Source organism: Pseudomonas sp. TH49, from assembly GCF_016650625.1.
GTDB classification, from domain to species: domain Bacteria; phylum Pseudomonadota; class Gammaproteobacteria; order Pseudomonadales; family Pseudomonadaceae; genus Aquipseudomonas; species Aquipseudomonas fluorescens_H.
The window spans coordinates 2,650,018-2,666,712 of the sequence record NZ_JAEKFL010000002.1; the positions used below are offsets into that span (position 1 = coordinate 2,650,018).

A 16,695-nucleotide genomic window follows, 5' to 3' on the forward strand; every position below is an offset into this window, starting at 1 on the left:
CTGAACGCTATTTTTGTATCCGCCGTTTTTGACCGGACTCAAGGACGGTAGATGATCGCCGAGCCCCACGACAGACCCACACCGAAACCACTGATCGCAATGCGCTTCCAGTCGGAATCGAGCACGTGTTTTTCCAGCAGCAGCGGCACGCTCGACGACACGGTGTTGCCGGTCTCGACCATGTCCTTGATGAACTTCTCCGGCTCACCTTCGAAACGGCGGGCCACCGCATCGACAATCGCCGCACTGCCCTGGTGAATGCAGAAGGCGTCGATGTCATCAGCCTTGAGGCCGGAGTCGTCGAGCAATTCGTGCAAGTGCGCCGGGACTTTGAGCAGCGCGAAGTTGAACACCTGACGCCCGTTCATGAAGAACACGCCATCGGTGACTTTCAGGTGCGGTGCGCCGGAACCGTCGGTGCCGAACTTGGCCTTGCCCAGCGCCCAGGAAGGATCTTCGCCCATCCAGGTCGCAGTGGCGGCATCGCCGAACAGCATGGTGGTGTTGCGGTCTTCCGGGTCGACGATTTTCGAGTACGGGTCAGCGGTGATCAGCAGGCCGTTCTTCAGGCCGGCGGCTTCCATGAAGCCCTTGATCGCGTAGATCCCGTAGACGTAACCGGAGCAGCCCAGGGAAATATCGAACGCCGCAACATTGGTCGGCAGACCGAGTTTGTCCTGGACGATTGCAGCAGTGTGCGGCAGGCCTTCTTCATCACCGTTCTGAGTGACGACGATCAGTGCGTCGATCGATTCACGTTTCAGTTCAGGGTTGCTGGCAAACAGCGCATTGGCCGCTTCCACGCACAGATCGGAGGTTTCCTGTTCAGCGTCTTTGCGCGGCAGGAAGGCCGAACCGATTTTGCCGAGGATGAATTCTTCATCCTTCTCGAATTTTGCACCTTGTGCGTAATTGTCCACGCCGGCTACAGGAACGTAGCTCGCAATGCTTTTTATGCCAATCATTACGGCTTCCCAATAAAAAACAGCCCAAAACCACCGCTCGCAAGGATTCGAGGGGCGCCGACAAACAGAAAACGGCCGCCACAAAGGGCAGCCACGGGGAGCGCAAAGGGCTATCACTGGAACCGATACACGGCCAGGCGCCATCTCCCCGGTCAATACAATACAGTGAAGATGCGCGTTATGACTCGCAGGTCACGCTATTTTGCCGAATCGGTTGCAGATCGGGTTATTCGACCAACGACCAGTCCAGCGGCGTGCCGCGTTTGATCGCCAGACGAGCGCAGCGACCGAGGACGGCTTCGGTGTGCTTGGGCGGCAGACCGAGACCGGGGCGAATGGCGCGCAGATTGGCTGCGGTGAAGGGCTCACCGGCGGCCATGTCGGCGGTGACGTACAGCGAACGGCGATAAACCAGCGACTTGCGCTCGGCCTCGGTGACGCCGTAATGCACCTGGCCCATGGCCTGCCAGGCGCGTTCGGTTTCGACCACCAGACTGGCCAGTTCGGCGGGTTCCAGCGAGAAACTCGCGTCCACCCCACCCGCCGAACGGTCGAGGGTAAAGTGCTTTTCTACCACGGTCGCCCCGAGCGCCACAGCGGCCACGGACACGCCAACGCCCATGGAGTGATCGGAAAGACCCACCTCGCAACCGAACAGCTCACGCAGGTGCGGGATCGTGCGCAGATTGCTGTTGAGCGGCGTTGCCGGGTAAGTGCTGGTGCATTTGAGCAGCACCAGATCCTTGCACCCGGCCTCGCGGGCAGCACGCACGGTTTCGTCGAGTTCGGCGATGCTGGCCATGCCGGTGGAGATGATCAGCGGTTTGCCGGTCGCCGCCACGCGACGAATCAACGGCAGATCGGTGTTTTCGAAACTGGCGATCTTGTACGCCGGCACGTCGAGGCTTTCGAGAAAGTCCACCGCCGTGTCATCGAACGGCGTCGAGAACGCGAGCATCCCCATCTCTTTGGCCCGGGCGAAAATCGGTGCGTGCCACTCCCACGGGGTATGGGCTTTCTCATACAGGTCGTACAGCGAAGTACCGGCCCACAGGCTGTTCGGATCCTTGATGAAAAACTCGCCCTCGGTCAGATCCAGAGTCATGGTCTGCGCGGTGTACGTCTGCAACTTCAAGGCATTCGCGCCAGCCTTGGCGGCGGCCTCGACAATCTGCAGAGCCACCTCCAGCGACTGGTTATGGTTGCCGCTCATCTCGGCAATGATGAACGGCGGCGCATCGGCGCCGATCAGACGCTCGCCAATCTTGAAACTACTCATCGCGGTGATCCTTCAAAACCTGGGTGAACGCGCAGGCACTCTGGGTGAATCCGGCGTCACGAAATACATTCAAAGAGGGGCGATTGCCCGGCAAGACCTGCGCGGTAATGGCGGTCATCTGCGGCCAGTGCGCGCGGACGAACGCCTCACCTCGCGCCAGCAGCGCCCTGCCCCAGCCGAGACCGAAACGCCCGTCCAGCAGATACAGCGACACCTCAGTTTCGAAGCCGCGCAGGTCATAGCGCAAGACGCCAACCGGCCCGTCATCGGCCTCGGCAATCAACAGCAGGCGTTGAGGGTTGCGCAGACTCGCATTGAGCCAGTTCAGGTGCTGCGGCCATTCGATTGCAGCCGTGTCCAGTGACCAGCGCCGCACAGCCTCGGCATTGCGCCCGTCGAACAGTAGTTGCGCATCATCGAGGGTCGCCGGGCGCAGCGTGAGCACTGCACCGGCCAGCGCCGCCGCCACACGCAAAGCACCGCGCCCATCGACCAGTTGCCGCGAACGCTCGGCCAGGCTCTGGCGCAGATAGACATTGTCGACGACAAAACCGATGGCGTCGCGCAACTGCTCGACACTCACCTGCTCGCGGGCGCCCATGAACACATGCGCGCCCGCCGCCGCCATGACTTCGCCGTTGGCCTGCTGATTATTCGATACCGCGATGCAGATCGTCGGCAGACCCAGCGCCGCGCGTTCCCAACTGGTGCCGCCGCCGGCGCCGATAAACAGATCTGCTTCGGTCATGCGTTGTTGGAAATCGCTGACGAAACTGTGCAGGCGCCAATGCGGCCGTGTTGCGGCCAGTGCCTGCATTTGTGTCCATGCCGGATTGTCTGCACCGGCGACGAAATCCACTTCCAGTTCGGTGAAATCCTTCAGGGCCAACATCGCGTGATGGGTCTGCATCGCCGCGTCGAAACCACCGAAATTCACCAGCACACGGCGGGCCTTGGGTTTGATCTCGATGGCCGGGCAGACGAACTCTTCGCGCAGCATGGCGTAGCGCGGGCCGAGCAAGGTGCGGCAGCCTTCGGGCAGCAGTGGCGCGTAGTCGGCGCTCAGGCCGGACAGGTTTTGATTGAGCAACAGATCAACGCTGTAATGCCGCGTGGCGAGGTCATCCACTGCAGCAATTCGTGGCGACCACTGACGGGCCGCGGTTTGCCACTGATGATCGAGGCCGTAGTGGTCGGCGATGATCCAGTCGAATGCGGCGTGACCTGCCAGCAAGGCGTCCAGAGCATCGATATCAGCCTGCCACGGCAGCATCGACTCGATGGCCTGCTGCGGATCTTCACCAGGATAGCTGTCGGGCAGCGCGAACGTCTCGAACCCCTCGGCCTGCAGTGCATCCAGTCGATGGCCCGGCAATTGCCGACAGGCAAACGCGACATGACTGCCCTGCCCGCGCAACACCCTGGCGAGGGTCAGGCAGCGGGCAATGTGGCCACTGCCGATGGTCGGCGAAGCGTCAGCGCGGATCAGCACTCTCATTGCAGTTCTCCGCCGGCCTTGAGCGCGGCGTAGAGGTATTCGGCGCGCTTCCAGTCTTCCAGCGTGTCGATGTCCTGCACCAGATGCCGCGGCAGAATCACCGGCAGGCTGGCGCTTGAATACAGCACCTCGCCGCGCAACCACGCTTCGCTACGCCCCCAGTAAAACTGGCCGGCGTCCTGAAAAGCTTCAGGCAGATCCTGCGAGCGGGTATTGCGAAATTCCGGGTACAACGCAGTCAACGCGCCCTGCCCGTCCAGCGTCAGCGCCCGCTGCACGGGGAAACCAAAGCTGCACACGGAGAACGCAAACGACTTCTGCGGATGCTGCTGCAGCAACTCCAACCCCTGACGCAGAAAGCACGCCTGCAACAACGGCGCCGTGGCGTACACGCAGCAGGCATAATCGAACGCAGGCAGCTGCTGCAAGGCATGCACGATCACCGCAGCAGTGCCGATGAAATCATCCGCCAGTTCAGCCGGGCGCAGGAACGGCACTTGCGCACCATGGGCCAGCGCCAGCTCGGCAATGTCGGCGTCATCGGTGCTGACCACGACCTGTTCGAACAGGCCACTGTCGAGCGCCGTACGGATCGAGCGGACAATCATCGGCACGCCATCGAACGGCAACAGATTCTTGCGCGGGATGCGCTTGCTGCCGCCACGGGCCGGGATGATTGCGACGCTGTTCAAGGACGTTTTTCCAGCAGAAACCAGGTGATGTCATCCACCGGGAATTGTGGGTCACGGTGATAACCAAAGCCGTAATCGAGCAAGTGCAGATCGGCATAACGATCAAGCATTTCCCCAGCGAAATCGCGCTTGAACAGCTTGCCGCTGTTGCCGCGATAGGACACCTCCACCGGCGCCGGGTTGTAGTACTCGGCGATCAGGATGTAGCGCTGGCTCAGCTCATACAGCTGCGCATAGGCAGTCGGCAGCAGTTCCGGCGCCAGATGGATCAGCACGCCTTTGCTCAGGGTCAGGTCGTAACGGCGCTCGCGGGGAAAGTCGAACAGCGAGCCGTGCCAGATCTGCGCGATGCCCAGTGCCTGCGCCTGAGCACAGGCGCTTTCATTGATCTCGACGCCGAACAACTCACTTTGCGGCAGCAGTTGATGCAACGCCTGCAGGTTGTTGCCGGCATTGGTGCCCAGCTCAACCACACTGTCGATGCGCCCGGCGCGGCTCAGGGCCTTGGCGAACAGCGCCAGATTGGCCGCCACCAGCGGTTGTCCGACGTTGCGATCGACATACTGGTTGCCAAAGTCGCCCTGCCAGAATTTTTCCTGCTCACTCAGATCACGCATCGCACAGTCTCATTCACCGCCGCAGCGGTCTCTATTCGGTCAACCGACGCAGTTGCTCGACCACATGATCCTGTTGCTCATCGCTGAGCAACGGAAACAGCGGCAGGCTGATCGCCTCGGCGTAATAACGCTCGGCTTCGGGGAAGTCGCCCTCGGCGAAACCCAGTTCGCGATAGTACGGCTGCAAATGCACCGGAATATAGTGCAGGTTCACGCCGATACCGGCGGCACGCAAGCCTTCGAACACCTGACGGTGGGTCAGGCCGATGCGCTCGGTCTGCAGGCGCACCACGTACAGGTGCCACGCCGATTCTGCCTCCGGCTGCGCGCTGGGCAAGGTCAGTGGCAGGTAGGCCAGTAAACGGTCGTAACGCGCCGCCAGTTCACGGCGACGGGCAATGAATTCGTCCAGTTTGCCCAGTTGCGACAGACCCAGCGCCGCCTGCAAATCGGTGATCCGGTAATTGAAGCCCAGCTCGATCTGCTGGTAATACCACGGGCCGTGGCTGGGTTGGTTCATCTGCTGCGGATCGCGGGTCATGCCATGGCTGCGCAGGCGTTGCAGACGCTCGGCCAGTTGCGGGCGATTGGTCAGGACCATGCCGCCTTCGGCGCTGGTGATGATCTTCACCGGGTGGAAACTGAACACGGTCATCGCCGCAAATTCCCCGCAACCCACCGGGCGCCCGGCGTAGCTGGCGCCCACGGCGTGCGAGGCGTCTTCGATCACGGTGAAGTTGTAGCGCTCGGCCAGTTCGGCAATCTTGCGCAGGTCGCAGCTCTGCCCGGAGAACGCCACCGCCACCAACACTTTCGGCAGCGTGCCGTCCTGCTCGGCCTGATCGAGTTTCGCCGCGAGGGCGAAGGCATCGAGGTTCCAGGTCAGCGGATCGATATCGACGAAATCCACATCGGCGCCGCAATAGCGCCCGCAGTTGGCCGAAGCCAGAAAAGTGTTCGGCGTGGTCCACAAGCGATCGCCCGGGCCAAGGCCGGCAGCGAGGCAGGCAATGTGCAGCGCCGCGGTGGCGTTGCACACCGCCACGGCGAAGTTGGCCTGGCATCGTTCGGCCATTGCCTGCTCGAAGCGCTCGATGCTCGGGCCTTGAGTCAGCCAGTCCGATTGCAGCACCTCGACCACAGCATCGATGTCCGCCTGATCAACGCTCTGCCGACCGTAGGGAATCATGCCGACAACTTCGCGTGCAGCTCGGCGATCTGCCCGACCGAGAGGTAGTGCGGATTGGTATCGGAGCGGTATTCGAAATCTTCACTCACCGGCCGCCCACGTTCGCCGAGCTTGTCGATGGAGAAATCGACATCGACGCTGGTAAAGCGAATGGAAGGCTGGATGGTGTAGTGGTCTGCGAATTCCAGGGTCATCCGCGCATCGTCCAGCGGCACCATCAGTTCATGCAGTTTTTCCCCGGGACGAATACCGACGTTCTTGTGCGGCAGATGCTCGGCCATGCCTCGCGCCAGATCGACGATGCGAATCGACGGGATCTTCGGCACGAACACTTCGCCGCCATGCATCCGCGCAAAGCTGTCGAGGACAAATTGCACGCCGTGATCGAGGGTGATCCAGAAGCGGGTCATGCGCTCGTCGGTGATCGGCAACTCCTGCGCACCGTCGGCAATCAGCTTGCTGAAGAACGGCACCACCGAACCCCGCGAGCCCGCCACGTTGCCGTAGCGCACCACGGCAAAACGGGTCTGCTGCTCGCCGGCAATGTTGTTGGCGGCGACGAACAGTTTGTCCGAGAGCAGCTTGGTTGCGCCATACAGGTTGATCGGGCTGGCAGCCTTGTCGGTGGACAGGGCCACGACTTTCTTCACGCCGTTGTCGATGGCAGCGGCGATGATGTTCTCCGCGCCATTGACGTTGGTGCGAATGCATTCGGTCGGGTTGTACTCCGCCGCCGGCACCTGCTTGAGCGCCGCCGCGTGCACCACGTAGTCGATGCCGCGCATGGCCTGCCGCAGACGGTCGGCATCGCGCACGTCACCGAGAAAGTACCGCATGCACGGCGCGTTGAACGTCTGCTGCATTTCGTACTGTTTGAGCTCATCGCGGGAGAACACCACCACGCGCTTGGGCTGGTATTGCTCAAGCAGACGGGCGATGAATTTGCGCCCGAACGAGCCGGTGCCGCCGGAGATGAAGATCGATTTACCATTGAACATGTTCGGATTCCTGTCGGCCGGCTCAGGCGAGCAACTGCGCCCAATTGATCGGGGCACTGTCGCCCAGGGTGAAGCCTTTGCCGGTCAGGGCCAGGTTGGCGTTATACGCCGGATCCTGGGCGAAGGCCGCGCTCCATTTCTCCCGCAATGCCGCCAATGCTTCGGGAACCTGCGGCAGCTCGCCGGTGTGCAGCACCTGCACCAGCGGCGTCCACACCGTGAGGTAACCGGCCTGACCGGCCTTGAGGCACAAATCGACGTCGCTGAAACCGTCGGCAAAGGTCACTTCGTCCAGACCGCCGAGCGCGTCGAACAACTCTTTGCGCACCATCAGGCACACCTTCGACACGGCCGAGTAGTTCTGCTCGACGACGAGGCGTTGCATATAGCCCTCGGTGGTGTGTGTTTCGCCGATGAAGGCCGATCCGACGCCACCGTTCAGACCAAGAATCAAACCGGCCTGAGAAATCTTGCCGTCGCGATCAATCATTTTGGCCCCCACGATGCCGACTTCCGGACGCTGAGCGTGGTTGAGCAAAGACTCGAGCCAGTTCGGATTGACCACTTCGCTGTCCGCTGCCAGCAGTACCAGATACTCGCCCTGTGCCTCCTGACTCGCCGCATTGCACAGTGCCACCTCAGTCAGTGGTCGATCGGCGTACAGCACGCGCACCCTGGCATTCTGCAGAGAACCCAGCCAGTCATTGATCGCAGCCGACAAATGCGGATTGGCCGCAATCAGCACCTCATAACGGGTGTAGCGCGTTCGCAACAACACGCCGTTCAGGCAGCGTTGAAGTTCCGCAAGATCGCCGCCCGCAGGCAGGATGATCGAAACCTTCGGCTGTTCGCAATGGCGGTAATCAATCTGGTAAGTCCCCGGCACTGTCGAGCTGATCCGCGCCTTGTAGCCACGATGACCCAGGTGACGCAGCAAGGCCTGACGCTCGTGGGCGTTTTCTTCCAGCACCGCTGCCTGGGTAATCAACAACGGTTCGTCAAGGTGGGCCAGGCCACCGAGCCCTTCTTGCTCAATGATGCGTAGCAGCAAGTCGAATTCCAGCGCCTTGTGGAAATCCGACTGATAACCGCCAACCTCAAGCAGTACCTCTCGGCGAATCAACCAGTGGCGCGCCATCAACGAAGGAATACTCTGCAGTAGATCCAGATTGAAGCCGGGGCGGAACACGTCAATCAGCGCCCCGCCTTCCTTGCGCTGGACTTCATCGGTGGCAACCGCGTGAACGCCCTCGACGGACATCAACTCCAGGCTGGCACGCAGCAATCCGCTCGACGTGAACTCATCCCCCGCCTGCGCCAGCAACATCCAATCGCAGGGAGACTGCCGAATGCTCTGGTTGAGCCTGTCAACAAAATTGCCTGGAGTGACCCGGACAAAATGCAGAATGTTTTGCGCCGTGGTTGCCGCTGGTGGTTCGCCGGTGGTGAGCACGACAATCTTGAACGCCTTGCAGTGCCCCTCGAGCAGGCTGTCGAGAGAGACCTGCAGTTTGTCGATGTCGTTATCCAGATCAAGCAGGAAAATCCCGAACTGCGGACCACCACCGTTAGTTGCCAAGTGCTGACGGATTGACTCGAACTGTTGTTCGGAAGGCGCTCGCGCGGCCAGCCAGTTGAGCAGGCGACCCGACGTCATATTGTCAAAGACTGCGCGATGATCGTCGACGCTCAGCGACTCGAGACGGGCAATCCATTCATGAATCGCCGGTGCCGCTTCGGCGTCGCCCAACAGGTCCAATTGCCCCGCCAGACGCTTGAGCACATTTCGATTGAAGGCATTGAGGTCATGCGCCTGCCACAAACGGTCCAGCACACTCTCTGGATTATCGTTATTGCGTGCCTGCAACAGGTGCGTCTGGCGCGCCCAGATACCTTCTAGCCCTTCCAGCTGCATGCGCCCGGCCGGCATGGCGTGCAGCATGAATTCGAACTGTTCCAGACGGTCGAAGAACGCCTGGTTGTAGAACGGCATCTCGACATATTGCAGTGGTCCGAAACGACGATCCGGTACTTTCGAGTGCTGATTCCAGGTGGATTCAAAAATCAACTCGGCAGCCAGAGCCCGGCCGGTCCGCAGACTCTCGGCCATCGCTTCGTAACTCTGTTCGACGAAGGCCTTGGCCTGTTCGGTGTCCAGGCCATTGATCTCGGTCGGCAGCGTTATCAGGAAGTCGGTGAAAGCCTCGCGTTCGGCAACCGACTTACTGTCGACGTAAGTAAGCGAGTGATACACATCCGTGCTGTGCTCGGAGACACCATAGTTGATCTCGCGAACCACGTAAGGCATCGGCAGGATCCGCGCCTTGGCACTGGCCAGCAGAAAATACACGTGACCGATTTCCTGCCATTGGAAACTGGTACCCGGCGGCAGCGCCGAATGCCAAGTCTTCATCAGATCGGTACGGGTCACCGCGTAGAACGGCGGGATGTACTGACTCATGTAATCGATGACCCGATCCTGAGCCCGCTCCGACGCATAATCTTCCTGGACCTTCTTGTCGCGGCGGTAGTAACTCACCCCGTGTGCCAGAGACAGGTACATCAGGCAGTAGCCGTGGCACATGCCGTAGTCCTGATTCGCCTGCAGAAAACCGACGGACTCGGCCAGCGAATCGTGCAGGATAAAATCGTCGTCAGCCGCCAGCACCATGTACGGCGTGGTCAGTCGCTCTACACCATAAGCCAGTTTGGACTGCATGCCCCAGTAAGCGAACTGCGGCACATGGTGATAATCGACGGCGGAAAAATCCCCTTCCGGCCGCTCGGGTGTGGAGTCGAGCACCATGATCCGGCAGGGCAAGCTGCTGTAATACTTCACCGCCCGACGCAGGAACGCCGGCCGATTGTGAGTAATCAGCACCACGGTCAACAGCTCGTTGAGCGGTAGCGCCAGTTCAGAACTGTACTTGCCTTGCATAACTTCTCTCCACAACCGGCGACTCGCCGAGATAACGCTTTGGTGATGTTGCGAATTAACGAACGCGACGCAGATAGCCGTCCGGCGCCACGGTGATCAGCAGCTTGTTCTGCAATTGCTGGTCGATCTCGAAATCCTGGTTCTCTTCCAGGTACTTCCACACTGCGGTTTTCGGGTTGTCACCCGGGCCCCATGGACGATCCGGGAAGAAATCGGCCGGCATGTCTTCGACCACGGTGTCCATCACCACGCAGTAGCTGTCGACCGAGACCAAGGGCGCATACAGGCGCAGCTCTTCGAGTACGTGGTCGTGGGTGTGGTTGGAGTCGAGCACCAGGATGACCTTCTTGCCTTTGGCCGCAGCCTGCACCTGAGCGGCGATGGCCGGGTCGATGCTCGAGCCTTCGATCATCTTGATGCGCTTGGCCATCGGGTGGCTTTCGATCGCTTCACGGTTGTGCGGGCGGATGTCGAGGTCGATGCCCAGCACTTCGCCGTGACCTTGCAGCTCCAGCAGGGAGGCGTAGTAGATGATCGAACCGCCGTGGGCGATGCCGCACTCGATGACCAGATCCGGCTTGACCTGCCAGATGATCTCCTGCATCGCCATCATGTCTTGTGGCAACTGGATGATCGGGCGGCCCATCCACGAGAAGTGGTAGCTGTACTTGTGTTTGGCCGATTCGTTGAAGAAATCACGGGCCAGGCCAGTGAGTTTCTGGTCGTCACCCTGCTGGGCGATCTGCTCGCGGCATTCGGCTTCGAAGGCTTGGTTGATGCTGTTGTCGGTCATGTTCAAAGTCTCAATGGTCACTGGAACGAAGCGCTATCGACGGCGTGATAGACGTAGCGTCCACCGGTCATCCGCTTGATTTCTTCGAGGTAATTGGAGTTCATCACAAACAGGTTGGCGCCTTCGGGCAGCGCATCCATGGCCTCTTGCGGCGAGGACACCCGCGCGCCGCTCAGCGGCAGATAACGCCCCTGTTTGGCCGGGTTGATATCCACCACACGATCCACCGCGACACCCGCGCGTTGCAGGAACAGCGAATAGATCACGCCTTTGGACGATGCGCCCCAGATCGCCGAACCCTGCTCGGGTGCGGATTGAATGATCTGCACCGCGCGCTCAAGGCTCGCCGTGAAACCGTCCGGCAGCGTCAGGCGTGGCACCGGTTGCTCCGGGGTCAGGCGCAACGTCGACAGGTCGGCGACGATGTACAGGTACTGGCCACCGAACAGGTGGCCGGCCTCGTGCACGGTGCCGAACATCCGGCGCAGGTCATCGAGGCGGAAATAATTGACGTGCTCGTAGAACAGGTCGAACCAGGCCTTGTGCTCGAGGATCCAGTCGAAGCACGGCACTTCGATGTAGATCTGCCCGCCCTGATTGGCTTCGGCAATCACCGCCAGAAAGCTCACCGGGTCTTCGATGTGCTCCAGCACATGGCGCAGGACAATGGCGTCCGCCGCCAGGCCGAGACCACGGGTGAACGGCGCCTTGATCACGTCGGCGTTCTCGCCTTCGTAGGCCGGGTCGATCCCGGTGATCGAATAACCGAGGCCCTTGAGCAACTCAAGGAAGTAGCCCTTGCCGCAGCCGACTTCGATCAGCTCCTGGCCCTTGAAGTGCCTGGCGATGATGCCTTCGACGTCGCTCAGGTGCTTCTGGAACTGGCCCGAATGGGCCTGCTCGTTCTGATAGTCAGCGTCATAGCTGAGCTTGTCGGCATTGAACGCGGCGTTGAAGATCAGGCCGCTCCGCTCGTCCTGCACCAGCAGCATGTCGGCGCTGGCCGAAGCCTTGGCCGACTCCGGGTCGGCGAAGGTGCGGTTCTGCAACACCGGCAGGTCGGTAACCCGATACAACTCGTGCCTCATTGCGGCTCTCCCAGTAGCTGTTGCAAACGCTCGGTCACGGCCCAGAACGCCATCGGTTCATGGCTCGGATACGGGTAATGGCCGAGGTTCAGATTCAGTGCCGCACCGCGCTCGCGCAGCCGTTGTTCAACCAGTGCGCGCACCGATACCGGCTGACCGCTGGCGCAATTGATCACGCCGTTGAAATCGCGCTGATGGACGATCGTGGCGAGGTAAGCGGCGGCGCTGGCGATCGGCAAAAAGTCCCGCAGCTGCTCGCCGCCAGACATGTTGAACGACGCCTCCCCGGCATCGATCGCCCGGTCCAGTGCCGCCAGCAGACTGTTGGGGTTCTGCCCTTCGCCATGCAGATAGAACAGACGCGCCCACTGCAAGGTGAACGGTTTTTCCTGTTGCAGATTTTGCAAAAACAGATGCAGCGTGTGTTTCGCCAGACCGTAAGGATTGCTCGGCTTCGGCTCGACATTTTCGCTGAGCGGGCCGCTTTGCATGCCGTACTCGAAGCAGGTGCCAGTCACCAGCACTTGCTTCACACCCGCCTCGACCGTGCCTTTGATAAAGCGGTAGTCGGCCATCAGGTTGTGCTCGAAATGGAACAGCGCCCGATAGTTCGGCAACCCCGGCCAAGCCAGGTGCGCGAGGACGTCGATACCGTCGGTGAGCGCCGCAATGTCCAGATCCGCCGCGTGAATATCCGCCGCGACAAATTCGACGTGGTTGATCCACGGCATGGTCGCAGCCGTATCTGAATTGCGCGCCACCGCGCGAACGTCGTAGCCACGCGCGAGCAACGCGGCGACCAGATGCCGGCCGACGAAGCCCGTGGCCCCGGTGACCAGAACTTTCACAGGACTTTCATCTCAGGCACGGCGATCACGAAGCGCCCGTCCCACTGACGCACCTGCGCCAGTTGCTGACTGACTTCGTGCAGCAGGTTCCACGGCAGTACCAGCACGTAGTCCGGCTTTTCGATGTCGATCTGCGTCGGCGCGACAATCGGGATACGGCTGCCCGGCAGAAACTTGCCCTGCTTGTGCGGGTTGGCATCGGCCACCCACGCCAGCAGGTCGGGTTTGACCCCGGCGTAGTTGAGCAAGGTGTTGCCCTTGGCCGCCGCGCCGTAACCGACCACACGCTTGCCGTCGGCCTTGGCCTGCAACAGGAAGCGCAGCAGTTCATGCTTGATGCGTTCGGCAGCCGGCGCGAGGGTCGCGTAGTACTCAGGGGTTTTCACCCCGGCATCCAGCTCGGCCTGCAACTGTTGCTGCACCGCCGGCTGCACCGCCCGACGCTCACCGTCCCGGCGCTGCACGAACACCCGCAGCGAACCGCCGTGGGTCGGCAGTTCGCTGACGTCGAACACTTCCAGACCATTGCGCTCGCACAGAGTCTGCACGGCAGTCAGCGACAGATAGGAATAGTGCTCGTGGTACAGCGTGTCGAACTGCGCACCGGCCATCAGCGTCAGCAGTTGCGGAAATTCAAAAGTGGCGACGCCGGTCGGCTTGAGCAGCGTGGCGAAACCACCGAGGAAATCATTGATGTCCGGCACATGCGCGAGCACGTTGTTGGCGGCCATCAGGTCGGCGCCCCAGCCTTCGCTGTGCAGCTGCGCAGCGCTGTCGCGACCGAAGAACACTTCACGAATCTGCAGACCCTTTTCCCGCGCCGCTTGCGCGGTGCTGCGGGTCGGCTCGACACCCAGACACGGGATGCCGCGAGCAGCGACGTACTGCAGCAGATAGCCGTCATTGGCGGCGATTTCGACTACACGGCTGTCGGCGTTCAGCGCAAAGCGCTCGACCATCTCGGCGACATAGCGCTCGGCATGGGCCAGCCAGGTGCTGGAGAACGAACTGAAGTAGGCGTACTCGGCATCGAACAGGCTGTCGGCGCGGGTGTAATCCTCGGTCTGCACCAGCCAGCATTGCTGGCACACGGCAACCTTCAGCGGCACCCATTGCTCAGCCTGGTCCAGGCGCTCGGCGTGCACGTAGGCATTGGACGGTGGTGAGGTGCCGAGGTCGATCAGCGGCAGGCTCAGCGGTGCGGCGCACCCACGGCAGTTCATAGACGCACTCCAGCAAAGTGTTGATCGAGCGCGGGATGGCTGGAATCACGCGCTGACAAATTATTGACAGGCAACGGCCAGGCAATTGCCAGCCGTGAATCGTTCACCGACAGTCCGCTCTCGTGCTCCGGCGCGTAATCGGCGCTGTGCAGATAAAGCAGTTCGGCGTCGGCGGTCAGGGTCTGGAAGCCGTGAGCAAACCCGGCCGGAATCAACAGGCTGCGACCGTCGCCAGCCTTAAGGTGCTCGGCGTGCCAGTGCAAAAAGGTTTCGGAATCAGGGCGCAGATCCACCGCCACATCCCACACCTCACCGCGCAGACAGGTGATCAGCTTGGCTTCCGGTGCATTGGCGTTCTGGTAATGCAGACCGCGCACACTGCCCTTCTCGCGGGTGCAGGAATGGTTGATCTGGCGGATATGAAATTCGCTGCCGAACGCGCTCAGGCTGCCCTCGCAGAACAACCGGGCGAAGTGCCCGCGCTGATCTTCGAAGCGTTTGTGCTGGACGCTGAACAACCCGGCCAGCGGCAACTGTTTCAAGGAAAACTCGCTCACAGCGCGCCTCGGTACAGGTTCAGTTGACCGAGAGTGACGTTGCGCATGTCATCGCCGTTCTGCCACGCCAAGTGCCAGTCGAGAGTCTGGGTCAGGCATTGCTGCAAGGTCCAGCGTGGCTGCCAGCCGAGTACCTGACGGGCGCGGCTACTGTCGAGGCGCAACAGACCAGCCTCGTGCAGTTCGCTTTTTTCGATGCGCAAACCGCGTGCCTGCGGCCAGCGACTGGCGAGCTGTTCGACCACTTCGCCGACGCTGCACATGTCCGCCTCGCCCGGGCCGAAGTTCCACGCCCCGGCGTACTCCGGGCCTTGTTCGTAGAGCCCCGCCGCCAGTTGCAGATAACCGGCCAGCGGTTCCAGCGCGTGCTGCCACGGGCGCACGGCTTGCGGATAACGCAGGGTCACCGGCTCGTCGGCAGTCCAGGCTTTGAGCACGTCGGGAATCAGGCGCTCCGGGGCAAAGTCGCCGCCGCCCAGCACGTTGCCGGCGCGCGCGGTGGCCAGGGCCAGACCGTGCTCGGCGTACTTGTCAGCCGGGAAAAACGACGCCGCATAAGACTGTGCCAACAGTTCACAGCAAGCCTTGCTGCTGCTGTAAGGATCGTGCCCGCCAAGGGCTTCGTCTTCGCGGTACGGCCACAGCCATTCCTTGTTGGCGTAAACCTTGTCGGTGGTCACCAGCACGCAGGCGCGTACGCAACCGACCTGACGAATCGCTTCGAGCAGGTTCAACGTGCCCATGACGTTGCTGGAGTATGTGCCCAGCGGGTCGCGATAGCCTTCACGCACCAGTGGCTGCGCCGCCAGGTGCAGGACGATCTCCGGCTCTGTGTCGGCAATGATCTCCAGCAGCGCGCCGAGATCGCGCAGATCTCCACGTTGATCGTTGATCCCTTCGTGAACCCGCGCCAGTTCATACAGGCTCGGTTCGGTCGACGGATCCAGCGAGAAACCGCTGACTTGCGCACCGAGGCTTTGCAGCCACAGGGTCAGCCAACTGCCCTTGAAACCGGTGTGACCGGTGACCAGCACACGTTTGCCGCGCCAGAAATCCGCGCTCAGACCCATTGCTTCCATGGGGCCTCCCCGCTCTGCCACAGCGCTTCGAGGTGGTTCTTGTCGCGCAGGGTGTCCATCGGATGCCAGAAGCCTTCGTGTTCGAAGGCGTTCAACTGTTCTTCCTGAGCCAGACGCGCCAGCGGCTCGGCTTCCCAGGTGGTTTCATCGCCAGCGATATAGGACAGGACTTTGGGTGACAGCACGAAAAAGCCACCGTTGATCCAGCCACCGTCGCCGCGCGGTTTCTCGGTGAAACCCAGCACCTGATCGCCCTGGCGCTCGAGGGCGCCGTAACGTCCCGGCGGCTGCACCGCGGTGACGGTGGCCAGGCGACCGTGCGCTTTGTGGTAATCGACGAGCTGAGCAATGTTGATGTCGGAAACGCCGTCGCCGTAGGTGAAGCAGAACGCCTCTTCATCCTTGAGGTAACGACCGGCACGCAGCAGACGGCCTCCGGTCATGGTTTCCTCGCCGGTGTCGATCAGGGTGACGCTCCACGGCTCGCTGTAATTCTGATGCACGTCCATGCGGTTCTCGCGCATGTTGAAAGTGACGTCGGAGGTGTGCAGGAAGTAGTTGGCGAAGAAGTCCTTGATCGCATAGCCCTTGTAGCCCAGGCAGATCACGAAGTCGTGGATTCCGTGAGCGGAATACTGCTTCATGATGTGCCAGAGAATTGGCTTGCCGCCGATCTCGATCATCGGCTTGGGCTTGAGGTGCGACTCTTCACTGATGCGCGTGCCGAGGCCACCCGCCAAAATAACTGCCTTCATCGTCTCCCCTCTCGTTCGTCACCGGGCTGCGCATGGCTTTTTTGAGCGATGCGCGCCGTCTGGCTAACCCTTTTGCCGCCTGCGGCGTCGCTGCGATGACCGCGAGCGCTCGTTTTATGGCGATTTGAGGGGGACTTGCAGGAAACGCGCCAGCTCCATGAGCGCTGCGTCAGGTG

The 16,695-nt window shown here is 61.3% G+C and carries 15 protein-coding genes; all 15 read right to left on the reverse strand.

Translation table 11 applies throughout. From position 1 onward, the window contains the following. Positions 1 to 38: 38 nt before the first annotated feature. The 15 genes from JFU48_RS29015 to rfbF all read right to left on the reverse strand — a co-directional run bounded on the left by JFU48_RS29015 (position 39) and on the right by rfbF (position 16,519). Positions 39 to 965 carry a ketoacyl-ACP synthase III gene (locus tag JFU48_RS29015; protein WP_103521344.1) on the reverse strand — a complete coding sequence of 309 codons (927 nt, stop codon included), beginning with the start codon at positions 963 to 965 and terminating at the stop codon, positions 39 to 41. A 226-nt stretch (positions 966 to 1,191) separates the two neighbouring features. Beyond that, positions 1,192 to 2,244 (reverse strand): pseudaminic acid synthase, encoded by a 1,053-nt coding sequence (pseI, locus tag JFU48_RS29020; protein ID WP_201138399.1) that lies wholly within the window; start codon positions 2,242 to 2,244, stop codon positions 1,192 to 1,194. Next, positions 2,237 to 3,742, reverse strand: coding sequence for a UDP-2,4-diacetamido-2,4,6-trideoxy-beta-L-altropyranose hydrolase (gene pseG, locus JFU48_RS29025; RefSeq protein WP_201138400.1), 1,506 nt, complete (start codon positions 3,740 to 3,742; stop codon positions 2,237 to 2,239). The genes pseI and pseG overlap by 8 nt, the downstream gene beginning before the upstream one ends. After that, positions 3,739 to 4,434 (reverse strand): pseudaminic acid cytidylyltransferase, encoded by a 696-nt coding sequence (gene pseF / locus JFU48_RS29030; protein WP_201138401.1) that lies wholly within the window; start codon positions 4,432 to 4,434, stop codon positions 3,739 to 3,741. Before pseF ends, pseG begins: the two co-directional genes overlap by 4 nt. Then, the gene (locus JFU48_RS29035) at positions 4,431 to 5,051 is read right to left on the reverse strand and encodes a pseudaminic acid biosynthesis-associated methylase (protein ID WP_201138402.1); all 621 of its coding nucleotides are present in this window, start codon (positions 5,049 to 5,051) and stop codon (positions 4,431 to 4,433) included. The genes pseF and JFU48_RS29035 overlap by 4 nt, the downstream gene beginning before the upstream one ends. A gap of 31 nt (positions 5,052 to 5,082) precedes the next feature. Then, on the reverse strand, positions 5,083 to 6,240 hold the full coding sequence (pseC, locus tag JFU48_RS29040) for a UDP-4-amino-4,6-dideoxy-N-acetyl-beta-L-altrosamine transaminase (protein WP_201138403.1): 1,158 nt from the start codon (positions 6,238 to 6,240) through the stop codon (positions 5,083 to 5,085). Further along, the gene (pseB, locus tag JFU48_RS29045; RefSeq protein WP_098967822.1) at positions 6,237 to 7,238 is read right to left on the reverse strand and encodes a UDP-N-acetylglucosamine 4,6-dehydratase (inverting); all 1,002 of its coding nucleotides are present in this window, start codon (positions 7,236 to 7,238) and stop codon (positions 6,237 to 6,239) included. Before pseB ends, pseC begins: the two co-directional genes overlap by 4 nt. Before the next feature lie 22 nt (positions 7,239 to 7,260). After that, complete coding sequence (locus JFU48_RS29050) at positions 7,261 to 10,176, reverse strand: TIGR00180 family glycosyltransferase (protein ID WP_201138404.1); 2,916 nt, start codon at positions 10,174 to 10,176, stop codon at positions 7,261 to 7,263. Positions 10,177 to 10,231: 55 nt separating this feature from the next. Then, positions 10,232 to 10,969: a cephalosporin hydroxylase family protein gene (locus JFU48_RS29055; protein WP_027614220.1), complete on the reverse strand. Its 738-nt coding sequence runs from the start codon at positions 10,967 to 10,969 to the stop codon at positions 10,232 to 10,234. A gap of 17 nt (positions 10,970 to 10,986) precedes the next feature. Further along, the gene (locus JFU48_RS29060) at positions 10,987 to 12,057 is read right to left on the reverse strand and encodes a class I SAM-dependent methyltransferase (protein ID WP_201138405.1); all 1,071 of its coding nucleotides are present in this window, start codon (positions 12,055 to 12,057) and stop codon (positions 10,987 to 10,989) included. After that, positions 12,054 to 12,905, reverse strand: coding sequence for an NAD-dependent epimerase/dehydratase family protein (locus JFU48_RS29065; protein ID WP_201138406.1), 852 nt, complete (start codon positions 12,903 to 12,905; stop codon positions 12,054 to 12,056). The genes JFU48_RS29060 and JFU48_RS29065 overlap by 4 nt, the downstream gene beginning before the upstream one ends. Next, entirely contained in the window at positions 12,902 to 14,128 is a 1,227-nt protein-coding gene (locus JFU48_RS29070; RefSeq protein ID WP_201138407.1) for a class I SAM-dependent methyltransferase, read from the reverse strand. Before JFU48_RS29070 ends, JFU48_RS29065 begins: the two co-directional genes overlap by 4 nt. Beyond that, positions 14,125 to 14,685: a dTDP-4-dehydrorhamnose 3,5-epimerase family protein gene (locus JFU48_RS29075; RefSeq protein ID WP_201138408.1), complete on the reverse strand. Its 561-nt coding sequence runs from the start codon at positions 14,683 to 14,685 to the stop codon at positions 14,125 to 14,127. Before JFU48_RS29075 ends, JFU48_RS29070 begins: the two co-directional genes overlap by 4 nt. Continuing rightward, positions 14,682 to 15,764, reverse strand: coding sequence for a CDP-glucose 4,6-dehydratase (rfbG, locus tag JFU48_RS29080; RefSeq protein WP_201138409.1), 1,083 nt, complete (start codon positions 15,762 to 15,764; stop codon positions 14,682 to 14,684). The genes JFU48_RS29075 and rfbG overlap by 4 nt, the downstream gene beginning before the upstream one ends. Then, positions 15,746 to 16,519: a glucose-1-phosphate cytidylyltransferase gene (gene rfbF / locus JFU48_RS29085; RefSeq protein WP_201138410.1), complete on the reverse strand. Its 774-nt coding sequence runs from the start codon at positions 16,517 to 16,519 to the stop codon at positions 15,746 to 15,748. The genes rfbG and rfbF overlap by 19 nt, the downstream gene beginning before the upstream one ends. Between the last annotated feature and the right edge of the window lie 176 nt (positions 16,520 to 16,695).